The sequence below is a fragment of the Ferroacidibacillus organovorans genome (assembly GCF_001516615.1).
GTDB classification, from domain to species: domain Bacteria; phylum Bacillota; class Bacilli; order Alicyclobacillales; family SLC66; genus Ferroacidibacillus; species Ferroacidibacillus ferrooxidans_B.
In genome coordinates this window covers 15,176-31,257 of sequence record NZ_LPVJ01000060.1, presented here as the reverse complement: position 1 = coordinate 31,257, position 16,082 = coordinate 15,176, and the positions used below count along the sequence as shown (strand labels likewise).

The window sequence follows — 16,082 nt, the reverse complement described above, 5'->3', positions numbered from 1 at the left end:
TCAAGCGTTTTTTCACATGGAGAGGGGGGATGCCCGTTTCGCAGCATATTCAGCATGTGAAAGGAGGTGAAATGGATGTCTCAGGGATTGCTTTCCACTTTGATAAAACAGGCAAAACCGGGTAGCGCCTCTGATGTGCAAAAGCCATCTTTGCTTCGGCGCAATGTCTCTAAGCACACTAAAACGATCCGCGTGGAAAAACACGCAGGTGCTGCACACAATACTTCATTGCACAAGAAAGCGACTGACATAAACGCGCTGGCAAACGTCGTTGCCTCTCCTTTTTTGACGACGCTTTTGTTGAAGAGTGCGGCACAGCAAACGCATGCGCATGCTGCGCTGGCGAGTGAGAAAAAAGTCTATCACGCGCCGTCGACAGCCGCATCAGCGACGATTCTGTCAGAAATTGCGCGCGCGCCAGAACGGGTTGCCAAGCAAGGGATACACGGCAACGTAGCTGTGAATTTACAGCCTTTAAAGGCGCAGCGCGCGCCGTCGCAGACAACTTCTTTGCAGGCAGATCGCCCTGCAACTGAAGCGATTGGCGCACAGAAGCCTGTCATCGACATGCAAAAATCCATGATTGTAAAAGTCGCACCAGTCAGAGGCGAACCTGCTGGAGTTCTCGCGAAGCAAAATGAAGGAGTAGCGTCTTTGCTCTTGCGTCAGGGCAAGGAAGGCACTCAGCAAAGATCGGCCTTCACAGCGTTACAAGACTTGCCGACACAAGGGACAAAGCGGCATGCCTTGGCGTCGCCTCTTGTCGCAGTGAATTTTTCTGCGCAGGTGCAGAGAGGTTTGTCACAATCTGTCACAAAGCAAGCGAATCCGTTGCATGTCTCTTCTGCGCGTGCAGCGACCGGCAAAGCGGTGACGCCGCTTTTGGTTCAGCGAACGATTCCTGGCATTTCAGGGACGATTGCATCTGCGCGGGCGCATGTGCAAAAAGCAAATCAGTCCACCGCAAATGCGGAAATACCTTCGCTTCAAGTGCAGACGCAGCAGATGAAGTCCGTGAAGCGGTTGCCAAAAATCGTTCACACAGGCGTTGTGTTAACCCGTGGGGCGATGAACAGAATGCACGCTGTATCGCAGCCTATGCACTCAACACAGCGTCACGGAATGGTCGCAGTGGCAATGGAGAGACCCCTGCAAACCGCCCCAGTGGCTTTTGGGTTTATACAGAGCGGGGAGACGGTTCAGGGCTCGCCAGTTGCATGGTCAGAACTGGGCAGGTTTTTACAATCCAGACTTTCATCGACTGGTGCAAACGCTCAAGTGACGGTGCAACTTACGCTTCATCCGGCGCATCTTGGTCAGGTGAATGTCATCATGGATGTGCGCGCATCGCAGCATGTGAATGTCCAACTCGTCGCTGCAAATGCGGATGCGACACAGATGATGCAAACGCATCGCACAGAGCTCATTCAACAATTGACACAGGGTGGATTTGCGAGTGTGAACGTCGATGTTCGTCAAGACCGCGAAAGAGCGCCGGCACACGCAGAGCGGCCGCTTACGGTCACAAAAAATCGCTCGCCAATCCTAGCGGTGACACGTGCGCAGTCGTATCAAGAATCGATTGCGACAGGATTTTATGCAGAAGGGTAGGAGATCAAATGACGTCCACTGGAAGTGTGTCTTCAAGCACAGTCTCACCGTCGGCGGCGCTGCAAATCAACGTGAGCGGCACCACCGTTCCGGGTGGCGCATTAAACCAAAATTCATTTCTGCAACTCTTGGCGACCCAACTGCAGTATCAGAATCCGCTGCAACCCACCAGCAACACGCAGTTCATCGCGCAATTGGCGCAATTCTCGTCGCTTGAGCAGATGACCAATGTTGCGACAGGAGAAACAAAGTTGCAAACCGGTCTCGCGACGATCAACAGCAACACACAACTCGCGACGGCATTTTCCATCATGGGTGACACAGCCACGGTACAGACGGGAAGTGGCGTGACTGTGAGCGGGATTGTCAGTTCAGTGAACACACAGTCAGGCGCGATCATGGTTACGGTTGGCAGCGAAAGCTATCCGCTTCAGTCGATCGTCTCTGTGACAAAGCCGGGACTCTGAGCATGAATGATTGGATTGCAAATCGTCTTCATGACGCTGTTGCGAACAATGTTCGGCCAGCGGGCATCAAAAACCAGCCCGCGTCGCGTGCGGCGTTTTCACAGAATTCTCAGGAGGCGCGATTTTCCGATGTGCTTTCACAGGCGAGCCGCCAGTTGACCTTTTCTCATCACGCGCAGAGTCGAATGAATACCAGAAACATCGCGATGACACATGAACTTCAGCAAAAGCTGTCGCAGGCGACAGACGCCTTGTCAGCAAAAAGGGCGCAAAATGCACTGGTGGTTGCGAGTGGCGCCAATTTTTTGATCAATGTGCCCAATCGCACGGTCGTTACCGTGATGACCAAAGAAGAGTCAGCCGCGCAGATTATCACAAATATTGATAGTGCGGTTGTTTTATGAAAGACGGAGGGCCGGACCGCTTGTCGGAAGCCCACGGCGAACGCAGATGGACCGAAGCGTCGCTCAAATAAAAATCTACCCGATTTGAACTCAGCAAACAGGAGGAATGGTCATGCTTCGCTCGCTTTACTCTGCCGTTTCCGGAATGAACGCATATCAGACAAGTCTTGATGTTGTAGGAAATAATATTGCAAACGTCGATACGACAGGATTTAAGTCGGGTCGCGTCGAATTTAGTGATATCCTGAGCCAAACCGTTTCAGGCGCATCGAGCCCGACGGCAAACCTGGGAGGAATCAATGCGCAACAGGTAGGCCTTGGCGTAAATATCTCAGCTGTGCAAAACTCGTTTACGCAAGGCGCAGACCAAGTCACTGGCGTGCCAACAGATATCGCGTTAAACGGCGATGGTTTTTTTGTAGTGTCGCCGCAAGGGCAATTGGCCTCTTCCACTGGAACGCCTCCTGCCAATTCGTCGACCGTGCCGCTGTACTATTCGCGTGCAGGTAATTTTTCTGTGGATGGTGCGGGGAATCTGGTACTCCCGGACGGTTCCAAACTGATGGGACAATTTGTTCCGGCAAACGGCGGGACGCCGGGCCCCGCGCCGACAAGTTTTTCGTCAACGAATCTCTCGGCTGTAAACTTGGGTATGCCTGCATCAGCGTCGGGCGGAACAAACGTCTTGCTGAACAATTACACGATTGGTCAGAATGGACAGATCACCCTGACAGACCCGAATACCGGGACGATTGTGGGTACGTATTACGTGCCGGTGGCGCGCGTTACGAATCCGGCCGGGATGACAAAGGTTGGCGCAAACCTTTATACCACGGGGGTCAACTCGGGAGGCGGCACAATTCCACCGCTTTATACGCCGGGTCAAAATGGCGCCGCAAGTTTTCAGTCAGGTGCGCTTGAGGCGTCAAATGTCAATTTGACGGATCAGTTCACGGCGATGATTATCGCACAACAGGCGTTTGACGCGAATTCGAAGGTGATCAACACGGACAATAATATTTTGAGCACCGTGTTAAATCTTGAGCAGCAAGCGTAAGTGAGTTTCTTGAGAGAATAGTAAAAATCCGGAGGTGTTGCAAAGTGATCGCATTGACGCGTATGGACGGTTCACATTTGATCATTAGCGCATTGATGATTGAGTCGATTGAATCGACGCCTGATACGGTGATTTCGCTCACCTCCGGACGCAAATATGTTGTCAAAGAATTGGCGGACGATGTCGTTCACAAGGTGACCGTTTATTTGCAGGAGATCGGTCTTGTCGGGGCGCACGCTGCAAATCGACATGAGGTGTCGCATGAACGTTAGGAAGTTCTCTCTGATTTTCATTCCTGTGCTTGCTGTGGTGGTTCTGGGCGGGGCGGCCGCCTACAAACTTTTCTTTTCATCAAAGATTCACACACCGCCGACGGCTGCGCAACTTCAATCGTGGCAGTACAACGTTGACAAGATCACGACGAATTTACAGGGCAGTAGCATGATTCAGATTCAATTGACGCTTCAGGCACTCAGCACGAAAGTCGATGCGGAGTTGACGGAGAGAAACGCACAATTGGACGATGTGGTCATCGGTGTGTTACACAATCTCAGCGCTAGTCAAATCGAAGCCCCTGGCGGGCGAACGTATATGAAAAACCTGATTTTAAAACGTGTAAACGCCATTTTGACTACAGGAAAGATAACGGCCGTCTATATTCAAAACATGATTGTTCAGTAGGGGTGACACCATGCCGGATGTCTTGTCACAGGACGAGATTGACGCTCTTTTGACGGCGCTAAACTCAGGTGAGCTCACTGCTGATGAGATTCGCAATGAATCGGATTCAGGTCGCGTTCGCGTCTATGATTTTAAGCGAGCCATGCGCTTTTCAAAAGAACACACGCGAACCATTTCGGGGATTTATGAGAACTTCTCCAGGTTGCTTACCAACTATTTCTCAGCCCAGTTGCGCACGGGTGTACAATTTTCCGTGGCTTCCATTGATCAATTGCCGTTTGAAGAGTTTATGGGTTCGATCGCGCCGATCACTGTACTGCATGTGATCGATGTATTGCCCCTTAGCGGAAAATTTTTGTTGGAGGTTCCAAACAGTGCGTCGTATGCCATGCTGGATCGCCTTCTTGGCGGCCAGGGGCAGTATCAGAATGTGGGCAGGCGCATGACCGAGATTGACATGATGGTGCTTGAACGGTTGTTTTCCCGCACGATGAGCGCGCTTGCCACTTCGTGGGCAGACGTGGCGCAACTCCAATTCACATACGACACGTTGGAAGTGAATCCGCAATTTACACAGATTGCTAATCAAAGTGACATTGTGCTTCTTGTCACGTTTAGCATCGTCATCGGCAAAACGAGCGGGATCATGAATCTGTGTATGCCGCATGTCGTACTCGAGCCACTCATGCAGCGGCTAACCTCGCGTTTTGCGATTACACAAAGACGGAATGATGCAGAAGCAGAGGCGTCAAGAGAACAGTTGCGTGCGCAGTTGCACAGTGTGTCGGTGGATCTTCAGGTTCAACTCGGGAAGACGGTACTGCCGACAAGCGACCTGCTTCGCCTGCAGATCGGCGATGTTATCCCGCTTGATTCGCGCGTCGATGAAAGCCTGGCCGTCGCTGTGGAGGATGTTGTGAAGTTAAAAGGCGCGCCAGGAAACTTTCGAGGACACTATGCAGTGCGCATCACAGATCAGGTTGAGGAGGTGAGGTATGATGAGCAGTGATTTTCTCTCGCAGGATGAGATTGACGCGCTGCTTCGCGGTGAGGCGGTAAAAGCTGAGGAACTGGAGAACGCCGAAACGCTTTCCGAAATGGAATGTGACGCGATTGGCGAAATCGGAAACATTGCGTTTGGCACTGCGGCGACGACGCTGTCCATGTTGCTGCGCCATAAAGTAAACATCACGGCGCCGCGCGTAAGTGTGATACGACCAACCGACATTTCAATGGATATGTCCATTCCTCACATTGCGGCGCGTGTCGATTATACAGAGGGGCTAAACGGTTCGAATGTGTTAGCCATCAAACAGACGGATGCGCAGATCATTGCAGATTTAATGCTGGGGGGTGACGGCAGCAACCCATCGCCCGAAGTGAGTGAAATGCATTTGAGCGCAGTTGCGGAAGCGATGAATCAGATGATGGGCTCGGCGGCTACGTCCATGTCGACAATGCTCATGCGAACGGTCAACATATCGACACCGCATGTCAAAACGATCACTTCACTTGACTCGGATGCCAATGATTATCTCCCTCAGGGAAGCTCTCTGGTGAGGATTCTCTTTCGCTTGCAGGTTGGCGAATTGATCGATTCAAATATCATTCAGATCTTATCCATGGAATTTGCCCATGAACTCGTGGCGACGCTTATGGCACAAAGTTATGGTTCGTACGAATCACAAGCGCCAGTCGCACCTGCTGAACCGATCCTCGCAACGCCGAATGCCGCCGTTCGCAGTGCCTACGCGCAGGCAGCGCAGATTGCACAGCCGACCGCTTCTGTTGCGTCGCAAAGTGGCGTGCAAACCCAAGGTTTTGCGATGGAATCAGCCGTAGAAACGGTGCCGCCGGAGCGCGTGGAGCGCGCGGTTTTTGCCCCGCTTGAGGATCGACCCTATGGAGAAGGAATCAAGAATCTTGATCTTCTCATGGACGTCCCGCTTGGAGTGACGGTAGAGCTTGGGCGGGCAAAAAAGTTGTTGCGCGATGTGTTAGACATGAGCATCGGCTCCGTCCTGGAACTCGAGACGCTCGCCGGCGAACCGGTTGATATTCTCGTCAATCGAAAGCGGATTGCGCGCGGTGAGGTGGTGGTGATTGACGAACACTTTGGCGTGCGCGTCACAGATATTTTAAGTCCTGTAGAACGCGTCAAACGCTTGCAGTGACGTGGTGGCTTGCAATTGAAGATGATGGCAATGGAGGAATTGGACAATGAATCAAACCGTACTCGTTGTGGATGACGCGGCATTTATGCGCATGATGGTCAAAGAAATCCTTACGAAAAATGGTTTTCAGGTGATCGGAGAGGCCAATGACGGCGCGCAGGCTGTTGAGCGTTACAAGGAATTGCGACCAGACCTTGTGACGATGGACATCACGATGCCAGAGATGGATGGAATTCAGGCTTTGCGCGAGATAAAGGCGTTTGACCCTTCGGCAAAAGTAATCATGTGCTCCGCGATGGGACAGCAGGCGATGGTTATCGAGGCCATCCAGGCTGGCGCGCGCGACTTTATTGTTAAACCTTTTCAGGCTGAGCGGGTTGTTGAAGCTGTAAAGAAGACGCTGGGTTAGTCGAATGAGTGCGATCATGGTTTTGCGGTATGTTCTCAGTTTTTGCTTTATTCTCGTGCTTGCCTATTACACGATTCGTCTGTTAGGCAAGCGCGTGCCGAGTGCGCATGGACGATCACGCGTTTTAAGGATTGTATCGGCTCATCCACTTGGCCAGAACAAGACATTGCAGGTGGTCGTCTTTGATGAGAAGACGGTATTGCTTCTTGGAGTAGGAAGCGATGTGTCGTGTGTGGCGCGGTTTGACGATGAAGAACTGGTTGCTCGATTGACGCGCACACAGCGTGAGAGTCAGATTGTGGAGCCTGCTTTTTCGTGGCTGCAAAACCGGCTGCAAAAACAGGGTGCGCTCACTGACGAGGCGGCGTTTTCGGAACTTCTTTCAAATCGGATTGACGGAATCATGAAGTACCGCACACAGCATTCAGATTGATGAAGAGGGGAAGTTGGATGTGAAGAGAAGCATTGTGTGGATGGGCGCACCTGCCTTGTCTTTGGCGTTGCCCGCAGTGCTTGCACACGCGCAAACCTCTTCGTCTGGGCTCTCGATTCATCTCGCGGCACCCACCACGCCTTCGGGTACCGTGGGCGTTTTACAGATTATCTTGCTGCTTACGGTGCTGAGTATCGCTCCCGCGATTCTTATCATGATGACTTCGTTTACGCGTATCATCATCGTTTTGTCTTTTGTGCGAAGTGCCCTGTCGCTGCAACAGTCGCCGCCCAATCAGGTGTTGATCGGGCTTGCCATTTTTCTCTCTATGTTTATTATGGCGCCGACGTTCTCTGCCGTGAATCACAATGCACTGCAGCCTTATCTGGCGGGACGCATTTCACAAACCGCGGCACTGGCAGAAGCCGAGCAGCCGTTTAAAGTATTCATGGCAAAACAGACGCGCGTGGCGGATGTTCAGTTATTTCTAACGTATCGACACGAAAAAACGCCGTCCAATTTAACCGATTTGCCAATTACAACGCTCATTCCGGCATTTGCGCTCAGCGAGCTTAAAACTGCCTTTCAAATCGGATTCATGATTTATATTCCGTTTCTTGTGATCGATTTGGTCGTCGCCACAACGCTTATGTCGATGGGGATGATGATGCTTCCGCCTGTGCTTATTTCACTTCCTTTTAAGTTGTTGCTTTTTGTCATGGTAGACGGCTGGTATCTTGTCGTGCGCTCTCTACTCTATGGATTTCACTAGCTGAAAGAGGAATTTGTCAAATCTTGTCGAATTGAGTAGGCAAGCGGAGGGATTGTGTGAATGCGAACTTTGTGATTGGGTTGGGCCAACAGGTTGTTCTATTAATCCTAGAACTTGCCGGGCCGCTCTTGCTGGTGGGGCTTGTCGTCGGGCTTTTGATCAGTATTTTTCAGGCCACGACGCAGATTCAGGAGCAATCCCTGACATTTATTCCGAAGATCGTCGCAGTCATTGTCGTTCTTTTCCTTGCTGGACCATGGATGCTATCGCAAATTACCGATTTTACGAGCAATATTCTCGGCAATCTCGGTCAATTTGTAAATTGATGTTGACCGTGTTTGTCTTGCAAAACGTCTGGGTGTTTCTTTTGATTTTTACGCGTGTCGTGAGTTTTGTCGGTATCATGCCAGGCTTTCCCCAGGCTCAGATTCCCGGAATGGTAAAGGTGCTATTCAGCTTTTTTTTTGTCGATGGTACTTTATAATTCTTTACCTCATCCCGCGCTGTCCGGGACGCTGTCGAGCATGATCGTTCCGCTTTTTCTTGAAGCGGGAACAGGTTTTGCGATCGGTGTTGTGGCGAATGCCCTCTTTCTTGGCATCCAGTTTGCAGGTGAGCTGTTGGATGTTCAAACGGGTTTTTCCATGAGTTCGCTTGTCAGCCCGGGAACGATTGGACCGACAAGCCTTATAACGAATCTTTATACAGTTCTATTCACGCTATGGTTTTTTTCCGTCGACGGTCACGATGTTTTGTTTCTTGCTTTGTTTCAGAGCTTTCATGTCATTCCGCTGGGGCAGGCGCACTTTGGCGCACAGGGCGTATCCAGCACCATGCTTGACGCGCTCGCTTCGCTTACGTTGCTTGGGGTCGAGGTTGCCGCGCCGATCCTTCTCGCGCTTTTTCTGACAAATGTCTCACTCGCCGTCGCGTCGCGCGCCGTGCCTCAAATGAATGTTTTTTTCGTCGGTCTGCCGATCACACTTTTTGTAGGAATTGCCCTGATTCTGTTGTTGATCCCGGATCTGACAGTCGCCTTTTCACAAGTCATGCTCGCGATGAATGAGGAGACAAACAGAATGATTCAAATGCTTGGGGGATCTCACCCGTGATTCGACTCCAATTGCAGCGTTTCGCAGAAAAAACGGAACAGGCCACACCCAAGCGAAAACAGGATGCAAGGCGCGAGGGACGTGTCGCAAAAAGCGCGGACCTCACTTCAAGTCTAAGCTTTCTGGCGGCTATCTTGGGCATGTCAGCCTTTGGCGGCAACCTGCTTGGCGCGGTGACGCGGCTCTTGCAAAATTGCCTTAGTTTGTTTGTTATTTCAGCGAGCCAACAGACGCTTCACATAAAGCAACTCATTCTGCCTGGGCTAATTCAGGTGGGGCTTGCACTCTTGCCGATTGTCGCGACCATCATGCTGATCGGAATTCTCGTTTCTTTTTTTCAAGTTGGACCGCTCTTTACGCTTTCGTCGATCATGCCCGATTTTTCGAAGATTAACCCACTTGAAGGAACCCGTCGCCTGTTCTCCCTAAACGCGGTCATTGAGTTGATCAAGTCGATTCTCAAACTGAGCTTAATTGGCGTGGCGCTCTATGCCGCGGTGGTGCATACACAGGTTCAATACGCATTTCTGATGGAGTCATCAACACCCGTTATCATTGATTCCTATTTGACAAACGCTAACACCATCTTGCTTTACTCCGCAGTCATGTTTGCCGCTGTATCGGTTGGCGATTATTTTTATCAGCGCCATCATTTTTCCCAGTCGTTGCGCATGTCACGGCAGGATGTGCGTGATGAGCAGCGCGACCAAGAAGGAAATCTGCAAATGCGCCGAAGAATACGCGAACAGGGGAGAGTGATGGCACGCCGGAGAATGATGCAGAAGGTGCCAAAAGCAGATGTGATCATCACAAACCCCACCCATTTTGCCGTCGCGTTGCTCTATGACGCAAAAACGATGCTTGCTCCCCAAGTGGTGGCCAAAGGCATTGACGAGACAGCACAGCGAATTCGCGAGGTGGCGCGTCAGCACGACGTGCCAATTGTCGAGAATAAACCGCTTGCGCGAGCGCTGTATCAGACTGTTGAACTGGATGAATTCGTGCCGGGGTCACTGTTTCAGGCGGTTGCAGAGGTTTTGGCCTATGTGTATCGCTTGCGCGGGCACGCACTCTCCTAATTGGGTGACTTTATTTTTTCTGCAAAGAGGAGGAACGCTTGATGAGTCGTTTTGTATGGCTGCCGCTGCTCGGGATCATCGGGATTATTGCCATGCTCGTCATTCCAATTCCTCCGACGATGTTGGATGTGTTGCTCATTATCAATCTCTCCATTTCTCTCACCGTGTTGCTTGTCGCCATGTCAATTCGTGAAGCGCTTGACTTCTCCGTCTTTCCTTCACTTTTATTGGTGACGACATTGTTTCGGCTGGCTTTGAACGTATCGTCGACACGACTGATTCTCACACAGGGCTATGCTGGCCATGTGATTGAAACATTTGGGAGTTTTGTCATCGGCAGCAATGCGGTGGTCGGAGTCATCGTGTTTCTCATTCTGATCATCATTCAGTTTATCGTCATCACGCGCGGCGCCGAGCGGGTCGCTGAAGTCGCAGCGCGTTTTACACTTGATGCCATGCCCGGAAAACAGATCAGCATTGACGCTGATCTGAACTCGGGGCTTATAAATGAAGCGGAAGCCCGACAAAGGAGAAAGGCGATCGAGCAAGAGGCGGACTTTTACGGCGCGATGGACGGTGCGAGCAAGTTTGTCAAAGGGGATGCAATTGCCTCGATGATCATCGTTGCCGTCAATATCATCGGCGGCTTTATCGTTGGAATGGCACAACTCAATCTTTCATTTTCTCAAGCGATCTCTCAATTCACACAGTTGTCAGTGGGCGATGGCCTTGTCAGTCAGATTCCGGCACTCCTTTTGTCCACAGCGACGGGTCTTATCGTGACGAGGTCAGCGACATCTGAGCATCTTGGAAAGGATATATTGCAACAGATTTTTTCGAATTCTACCATGCTCTTTATCGTGGCGGGTTTGATCGTATTGCTAGGCGTGTTCACGCCCATCAGCATCTTGCCGACGCTTCCTGCTGCAATCCTTTTTTTGATTGCTTCGCGGCGATTGGTCAGACGGAAGAAAGAGACGGACGCGCGCGCACTGCAAGAAGCAGAGCAAAAGAAAACGGCGACGACCAAAAGCCCAGAGAGCATGTACGCATTGCTTCATATCGAACCGATTGAGTTTGAGTTTGGTTACGCCTTGGTGCCCATGGCAGATCGCAATCAAGGCGGAGATCTTCTGGAACGCGTCGGTTTGATCAGAAAACAATGTGCGCTTGAACTGGGGATTGTAGTGCCTATGATACGATTTCGTGATAATCTGCAATTAAAACCGAATGAGTATATCATTAAAATTCGCGGGACAGAGGTTGCGAGGTTTGAACTTGTACCGAATCACTACTTGGCCATGAGCGGTCCGGTCTCTGATCCGATGATTGTGGGCATCCCGACAAAAGAGCCTGCCTTTGGACTTCCGGCAGAGTGGGTCAACGACACGATGCGCGAGCGCGCGGTTCTCTCTGGCTACACCGTCGTCGATCCGCCATCGCTGATTGCGACGCATCTCACTGAAATTTTAAAGACGCACGCTGCAGAACTGTTGGGGCGCCAGGAAGTGCGAACACTGCTTGACGCGGTGAAAGAACGCCACCCTGTCCTGGTTGAAGAGCTGGTTCCGCAACTGCTTGCCGTGGGAGACGTGCAACGTGTATTATGCAATCTTCTGCGCGAGCGCGTGAGTATCCGCGACTTGGTGAGTATCCTTGAGGCGCTTGCCGATCAGTCGCGATTCTCAAGGGATCCCGATGTGCTGTCCGAGTATGTCAGACAGCGCCTCGCGCGACAGATTACAGATCAGGTGCGTTCAGGCGCGCCATCGATAACGGCGATCACGCTCAGTCAGGCGACAGAGCGCCGAATTCAAGAACACTTGACACAAGGTGAACAAGGCTCGCAGTTGGCGCTTGATCCGCGCTTTACGGCGCAGTTGATCAAAAATTTGGGAGAGCATATCAATCGCTTGGCGGCGCTAGGTAAGAACTCGATTCTTTTGGTGTCGCCAACCATTCGCGCACAACTGCGCAGAGTTATTCAACGCACACTTCCAGATCTTTCGGTTCTTTCGTATGCAGAACTGGATCCGGATGCACCGATTGAGAGTGGGGGGGTTGTAAATCTCTAATGTTCATTAAGAAGTTTGTCTATAAGACCATGCCTCAGGCGATGGATGCAATCAAACAGGAGTTGGGGGCAGAAGCTGTAATTCTGTCCAGCAGGCGGATTCGCGCACCGGGGTTTTTGGGATGGTTTGGTGCACAGTGGTATGAGGTTGTTGCGGCCGTCGATAGTGCGAAGGTGCAGGATGAACGCGGTGCGCAAAAATCCGAACAACTGCAGCAACCAGTAAAAATACATCCTTTTGTACCTCAAGCGGCGGCGACAGGCACGTTTCTTGACATGAATGCACTACAAAGTGACGATCCTGCATTGCCGCCTCTTTTACAGCGCGAGAGTGTGACAGACCGTGGTGAGACTATGAAAGTGAGCGCGCAGAGCGCGCCAGGAAGAAAGCCTCTTGACACACCCCCCGCGGTCTCGCAGTCGCGACGAACTGCCATGGAGTTGGTTGATCGCGCTGGCGCGCCATCCGTAACGCTTGTTGATTCGGTGCAAGCGATGGACTCCACAGCGCAGATGGCGCGGGACATTAAAGACTTGCGAATGATGATCGCGACGATGGTCGCCAAAGAAGCGGACGCTGAAGCGACTGAGCTTGGGTTGCTTATGAGTCACTGGCGCGAAACGGGGATGTCAGCGGAGCTTATAAAAAAATTCCAGGATTTTCAATCCGCAGAACCGACGCGCAGTCTTGATGACACGATTGCTCGTTTTGTAGAGCAGACGCTCACGCTGCCCCCGCGCACAATACGAACGGATGATCGTTGCGTCCTTTTTCTCGGTCCGACAGGCGTCGGCAAGACGACCACAATCGCCAAGCTTGCGGCCCAGGCAAAACTGCGCGATCGACGCAAGGTGGGACTGCTTACCGTTGACACGTTTCGCATCGCGGCGGTTGAACAACTCGGTATCTACGCAACCATCTTAAACATTCCGGTGATTGTCGCCAAATCGCCTGATGAGATTCCGGGGTGCCTTGAACAGCTGGCGGCTTGTGATTTGATCCTCGTCGATACGACGGGGCGCAGCTACCTTGACCAACAAGCCATTTTAGAGCATCAGGCGGTGATTGGCGCGCTGTCGGTCGACCTGATCTATGCGACGCTTAGTCTCAACGCTCGCTATGCTGAGACCAAGATGATGATGACTGCGTTGTCAACGATGCATGTCGATGCGTTACTGTTTACCAAACACGACGAATCAATGCTTCCGTCACTTGCTCTCTCAATGAGCGCAGAGTTCAATAAACCGTTATCCTATATTACAAACGGTCAGCATGTGCCGAATGACTTGTTTGAGGCGGATCTCCACACGATAATTTCAATTTTCCAGAGGAGAGACGAACGTGGTGGATCAAGCAGAGCGATTGCGCGAATGGACGAAGGCACAGACGACTGACGCGTATCTCAGCCACACCCGAATTACAGCGGTTGCCTCAGGCAAAGGCGGTGTAGGGAAATCGAATTTTGCATTAAACTACGCGATTGCCCTGGCGCAATATGGTCAGCAGATTGCAATTCTTGATGGAGATGTCGGGTTTGCAAACCTTGATATCCTGAGTGGAGTGCGCGGTACATATACCTTGTCTTCCGTATTGCGTGGGGAAGTGTCACTGCGCGGAGCGTTTGTCACCTGCTATCCTGGTGTACAGCTTGCATCTGGAGGCGCTTCTTTGCTTCTGGATGAATCGTACGCCGCCGTGAAGCTTTCACGTTTTACCCGGGAACTGCTGACGCTGCAGCGGGATTACGACAGGATATTGATTGATTTTGGAGCAGGGTTTGGCCGTTTTTCAGCGGAGATGATGGGGCTTAGCGATGACCTCGTTTTAATTTTGACGCCTGAACCGACGTCACTCGCAGACTCCTATGCACTTTTAAAGTACATTTCGCAGCACGGGCGTACACCGCTCGTTCGACTTGTCGTCAACCGCACTGCTGACGCGCGAGAGGGCGCGCTTACAGCGCAGCGGTTTAAATTGGTCGCCGAACGTTTTCTTGACATAAAGATTCAGCACCTCGGTTCAATTCCCGAGGATGAGGCGGTTAAACGGGCGATTCAGAAACAAACACCGCATCTTGTACTTGAGCCACAGTCAAGAGCGTCGCGCAATATCGCCCAAATGGCGCATGTGGCTGTTCATGGGAATGATCTTGCCCAGCCGCCGCGCGGCATTCGGGCATTTGTCGAACGTTTTTATCGCAAATCTCACATTTAGAAGGTAAGGGGAAGATCGATGTGGAAAAGGTTGTGCTGTTTCGTGTAGGTGCAGAACGCTTCGCCGTGCCGGTAGATCGTGTCCAATCGATCGAGAGAATTCCAGAGCTCACGCTTGTGCCTTATGCCCCGACTTTTGTAAAAGGCATGACATCCCTGCGCGGGCAGATCGTCCCCGTCATTGATCTTTCCGAACGGTTTTCCTACGAGTCGACATCAAGTGAGCATGAACGCAGAATGCTTGTCGTTTTGACGCGTGACGAGTGGGTGGGACTCCTCGTCGATGCGGCCCAGGATGTGATCGAAGTTCAGGATGGCGCGCGTCAGCCTGCGCCGCGTGTTGGCTTGTCGCTGCGCCGGGAATTTTTGCTTGGCGTCATCCGGCAAAACGAGCAACTCATCATGATGCTCGATCTTGACGCGCTTTTTACGGATGAAGAAAAAGATGCGGTTCGCAGCGGAATGGAAATGGTTCAATGACGCGTATCCATCTGCCGCCAGCCGCTCAGGATGTCTTGCGAGAGATTGGAAACATCGGGTCAGCCCACGCGGCGACAGCGCTCTCAACCATTCTTGACCACCGCGTCGACATGAATGTCCCGCTTGTTGAGTTGGTCGAGTTTGACCATGTCGCAGATCTCGTCGGCGGCCCCGAAGAGGTTGTGGCATGCGTTTTTTTGCGTGTTGAAGGGGAACTTTCTGGAAACCTTTTTCTTATTCTATCGATCAGCGCGGCAAAGCGATTGATTGCGAATCTGCTGCCGGCAGTTGATGAAGAAGCTCCGTTTGCTGCGATGGAAGTGTCCGCTTTAGCAGAGATTGGAAATATTATGGCCGGTAGTTACCTTTCATCTCTTGCAACGCTTACAAAGTTGAAGTTGTCTCCTTCCGTTCCGTCGACCGCCTTTGACATGGCGCAATCTCTCCTCACCATCGGATTTTTGACGGGGGCCGAGAGCCGCGGATACGCGATGATCATTCACACACAGCTCGCGTCGTCTCTAAAAGATGATCACGCCCACATTTTCTTTTTGCCCGATCCGGGAGAAGAAAATATCTTGCTTCATGCGCTTGGTGTCGAGGTTGAACCATGATGGTGATCGTGAAGGTGGGCATGGCAGATGCGGCGGTGGCGCACGCGCCGAATGTTTTGCGGACGCTTGGTCTTGGCTCGTGTGTTGGAATTGCGCTGTATGATCCACATGTCAAAGTGGCTGGGCTGTCCCACATCATGTTACCCTCAAGTGTAGGACACCACGACGGCAATCCGGCGAAGTATGCAAACACAGGTGTTCCCCATCTGCTTGAATTGATGGAGCGAGAAGGCGCGAGACGTTCGCGCATCAAGGCGAAGATTGCCGGTGGGGCGCAGATGTTTCACTCTGCGGCGCTACCGGACGTTGCGCGTGTCGGTCCGCGCAATGTAGAGGCGGTCCGCGCGATACTCCACGCTGCAGCGATTGAGATTATTGCGCAGGAAGTGGGGGGCTCGATTGGCCGGACGGTCGAATTGGATGCGGAAACCGGACTTTATCACATCAGAACCGCCATGGCGCCGCCCTATACCGTATAATGAATTTGTTCATATGGATGAG

19 protein-coding genes and 1 pseudogene are annotated in these 16,082 nt (G+C 51.8%); all 20 read left to right on the top strand.

Translation table 11 applies throughout. The annotated features are described in order from the left end of the window. Window positions 1-75 precede the first annotated feature (75 nt). On the top strand, window positions 76-1,611 hold the full coding sequence (locus ATW55_RS13000) for a flagellar hook-length control protein FliK (protein WP_067718543.1): 1,536 nt from the start codon (window positions 76-78) through the stop codon (window positions 1,609-1,611). A gap of 8 nt (window positions 1,612-1,619) precedes the next feature. Continuing rightward, a complete protein-coding gene (locus ATW55_RS12995; protein ID WP_067718540.1) occupies window positions 1,620-2,078 on the top strand; it encodes a flagellar hook capping FlgD N-terminal domain-containing protein in 459 nt (152 codons plus the stop codon). A gap of 2 nt (window positions 2,079-2,080) precedes the next feature. After that, window positions 2,081-2,482, top strand: a complete 402-nt coding sequence (locus tag ATW55_RS12990) for a hypothetical protein (RefSeq protein WP_067718537.1) — start codon at window positions 2,081-2,083, stop codon at window positions 2,480-2,482. A 112-nt stretch (window positions 2,483-2,594) separates the two neighbouring features. Then, complete coding sequence (locus ATW55_RS12985; protein ID WP_067718534.1) at window positions 2,595-3,539, top strand: flagellar hook-basal body complex protein; 945 nt, start codon at window positions 2,595-2,597, stop codon at window positions 3,537-3,539. A 44-nt stretch (window positions 3,540-3,583) separates the two neighbouring features. Continuing rightward, window positions 3,584-3,811 (top strand): flagellar FlbD family protein, encoded by a 228-nt coding sequence (locus ATW55_RS12980; RefSeq protein WP_067718531.1) that lies wholly within the window; start codon window positions 3,584-3,586, stop codon window positions 3,809-3,811. After that, window positions 3,801-4,220, top strand: a complete 420-nt coding sequence (locus tag ATW55_RS12975) for a flagellar basal body-associated FliL family protein (RefSeq protein ID WP_067718527.1) — start codon at window positions 3,801-3,803, stop codon at window positions 4,218-4,220. The genes ATW55_RS12980 and ATW55_RS12975 overlap by 11 nt, the downstream gene beginning before the upstream one ends. A gap of 10 nt (window positions 4,221-4,230) precedes the next feature. Then, window positions 4,231-5,229 (top strand): flagellar motor switch protein FliM, encoded by a 999-nt coding sequence (gene fliM, locus ATW55_RS12970; protein ID WP_067718522.1) that lies wholly within the window; start codon window positions 4,231-4,233, stop codon window positions 5,227-5,229. Next, entirely contained in the window at window positions 5,216-6,394 is a 1,179-nt protein-coding gene (gene fliY, locus ATW55_RS12965; RefSeq protein ID WP_082685846.1) for a flagellar motor switch phosphatase FliY, read from the top strand. The genes fliM and fliY overlap by 14 nt, the downstream gene beginning before the upstream one ends. 46 nt (window positions 6,395-6,440) lie before the next feature. Next, the gene (locus tag ATW55_RS12960; RefSeq protein ID WP_067718519.1) at window positions 6,441-6,803 is read left to right on the top strand and encodes a response regulator; all 363 of its coding nucleotides are present in this window, start codon (window positions 6,441-6,443) and stop codon (window positions 6,801-6,803) included. Between the two features lie 4 nt (window positions 6,804-6,807). Next, the gene (locus tag ATW55_RS12955; RefSeq protein ID WP_082685845.1) at window positions 6,808-7,236 is read left to right on the top strand and encodes a FliO/MopB family protein; all 429 of its coding nucleotides are present in this window, start codon (window positions 6,808-6,810) and stop codon (window positions 7,234-7,236) included. A gap of 40 nt (window positions 7,237-7,276) precedes the next feature. After that, window positions 7,277-8,008 (top strand): flagellar type III secretion system pore protein FliP, encoded by a 732-nt coding sequence (gene fliP / locus ATW55_RS12950; protein WP_067718658.1) that lies wholly within the window; start codon window positions 7,277-7,279, stop codon window positions 8,006-8,008. Window positions 8,009-8,064: 56 nt separating this feature from the next. Then, on the top strand, window positions 8,065-8,334 hold the full coding sequence (gene fliQ, locus ATW55_RS12945; RefSeq protein WP_067718511.1) for a flagellar biosynthesis protein FliQ: 270 nt from the start codon (window positions 8,065-8,067) through the stop codon (window positions 8,332-8,334). Between the two features lie 132 nt (window positions 8,335-8,466). After that, window positions 8,467-9,120: pseudogene (locus ATW55_RS12940) on the top strand (flagellar biosynthetic protein FliR); the annotation flags it as partial. Then, the gene (gene flhB / locus ATW55_RS12935) at window positions 9,117-10,199 is read left to right on the top strand and encodes a flagellar biosynthesis protein FlhB (RefSeq protein ID WP_067718504.1); all 1,083 of its coding nucleotides are present in this window, start codon (window positions 9,117-9,119) and stop codon (window positions 10,197-10,199) included. The pseudogene ATW55_RS12940 and the gene flhB, both read left to right, overlap by 4 nt. A 41-nt stretch (window positions 10,200-10,240) precedes the next feature. Then, entirely contained in the window at window positions 10,241-12,274 is a 2,034-nt protein-coding gene (flhA, locus tag ATW55_RS12930; RefSeq protein WP_067718501.1) for a flagellar biosynthesis protein FlhA, read from the top strand. Then, entirely contained in the window at window positions 12,274-13,668 is a 1,395-nt protein-coding gene (gene flhF, locus ATW55_RS12925) for a flagellar biosynthesis protein FlhF (protein ID WP_067718497.1), read from the top strand. Before flhA ends, flhF begins: the two co-directional genes overlap by 1 nt. Continuing rightward, the gene (locus tag ATW55_RS12920) at window positions 13,616-14,488 is read left to right on the top strand and encodes a MinD/ParA family protein (RefSeq protein ID WP_067718493.1); all 873 of its coding nucleotides are present in this window, start codon (window positions 13,616-13,618) and stop codon (window positions 14,486-14,488) included. Before flhF ends, ATW55_RS12920 begins: the two co-directional genes overlap by 53 nt. Before the next feature lie 20 nt (window positions 14,489-14,508). Continuing rightward, a complete protein-coding gene (locus tag ATW55_RS12915) occupies window positions 14,509-14,967 on the top strand; it encodes a chemotaxis protein CheW (RefSeq protein WP_067718490.1) in 459 nt (152 codons plus the stop codon). Beyond that, window positions 14,964-15,581, top strand: a complete 618-nt coding sequence (locus ATW55_RS12910; protein WP_067718486.1) for a chemotaxis protein CheC — start codon at window positions 14,964-14,966, stop codon at window positions 15,579-15,581. Before ATW55_RS12915 ends, ATW55_RS12910 begins: the two co-directional genes overlap by 4 nt. After that, window positions 15,581-16,060, top strand: coding sequence for a chemotaxis protein CheD (locus ATW55_RS12905; RefSeq protein WP_067718481.1), 480 nt, complete (start codon window positions 15,581-15,583; stop codon window positions 16,058-16,060). Before ATW55_RS12910 ends, ATW55_RS12905 begins: the two co-directional genes overlap by 1 nt. Window positions 16,061-16,082 lie beyond the last annotated feature (22 nt).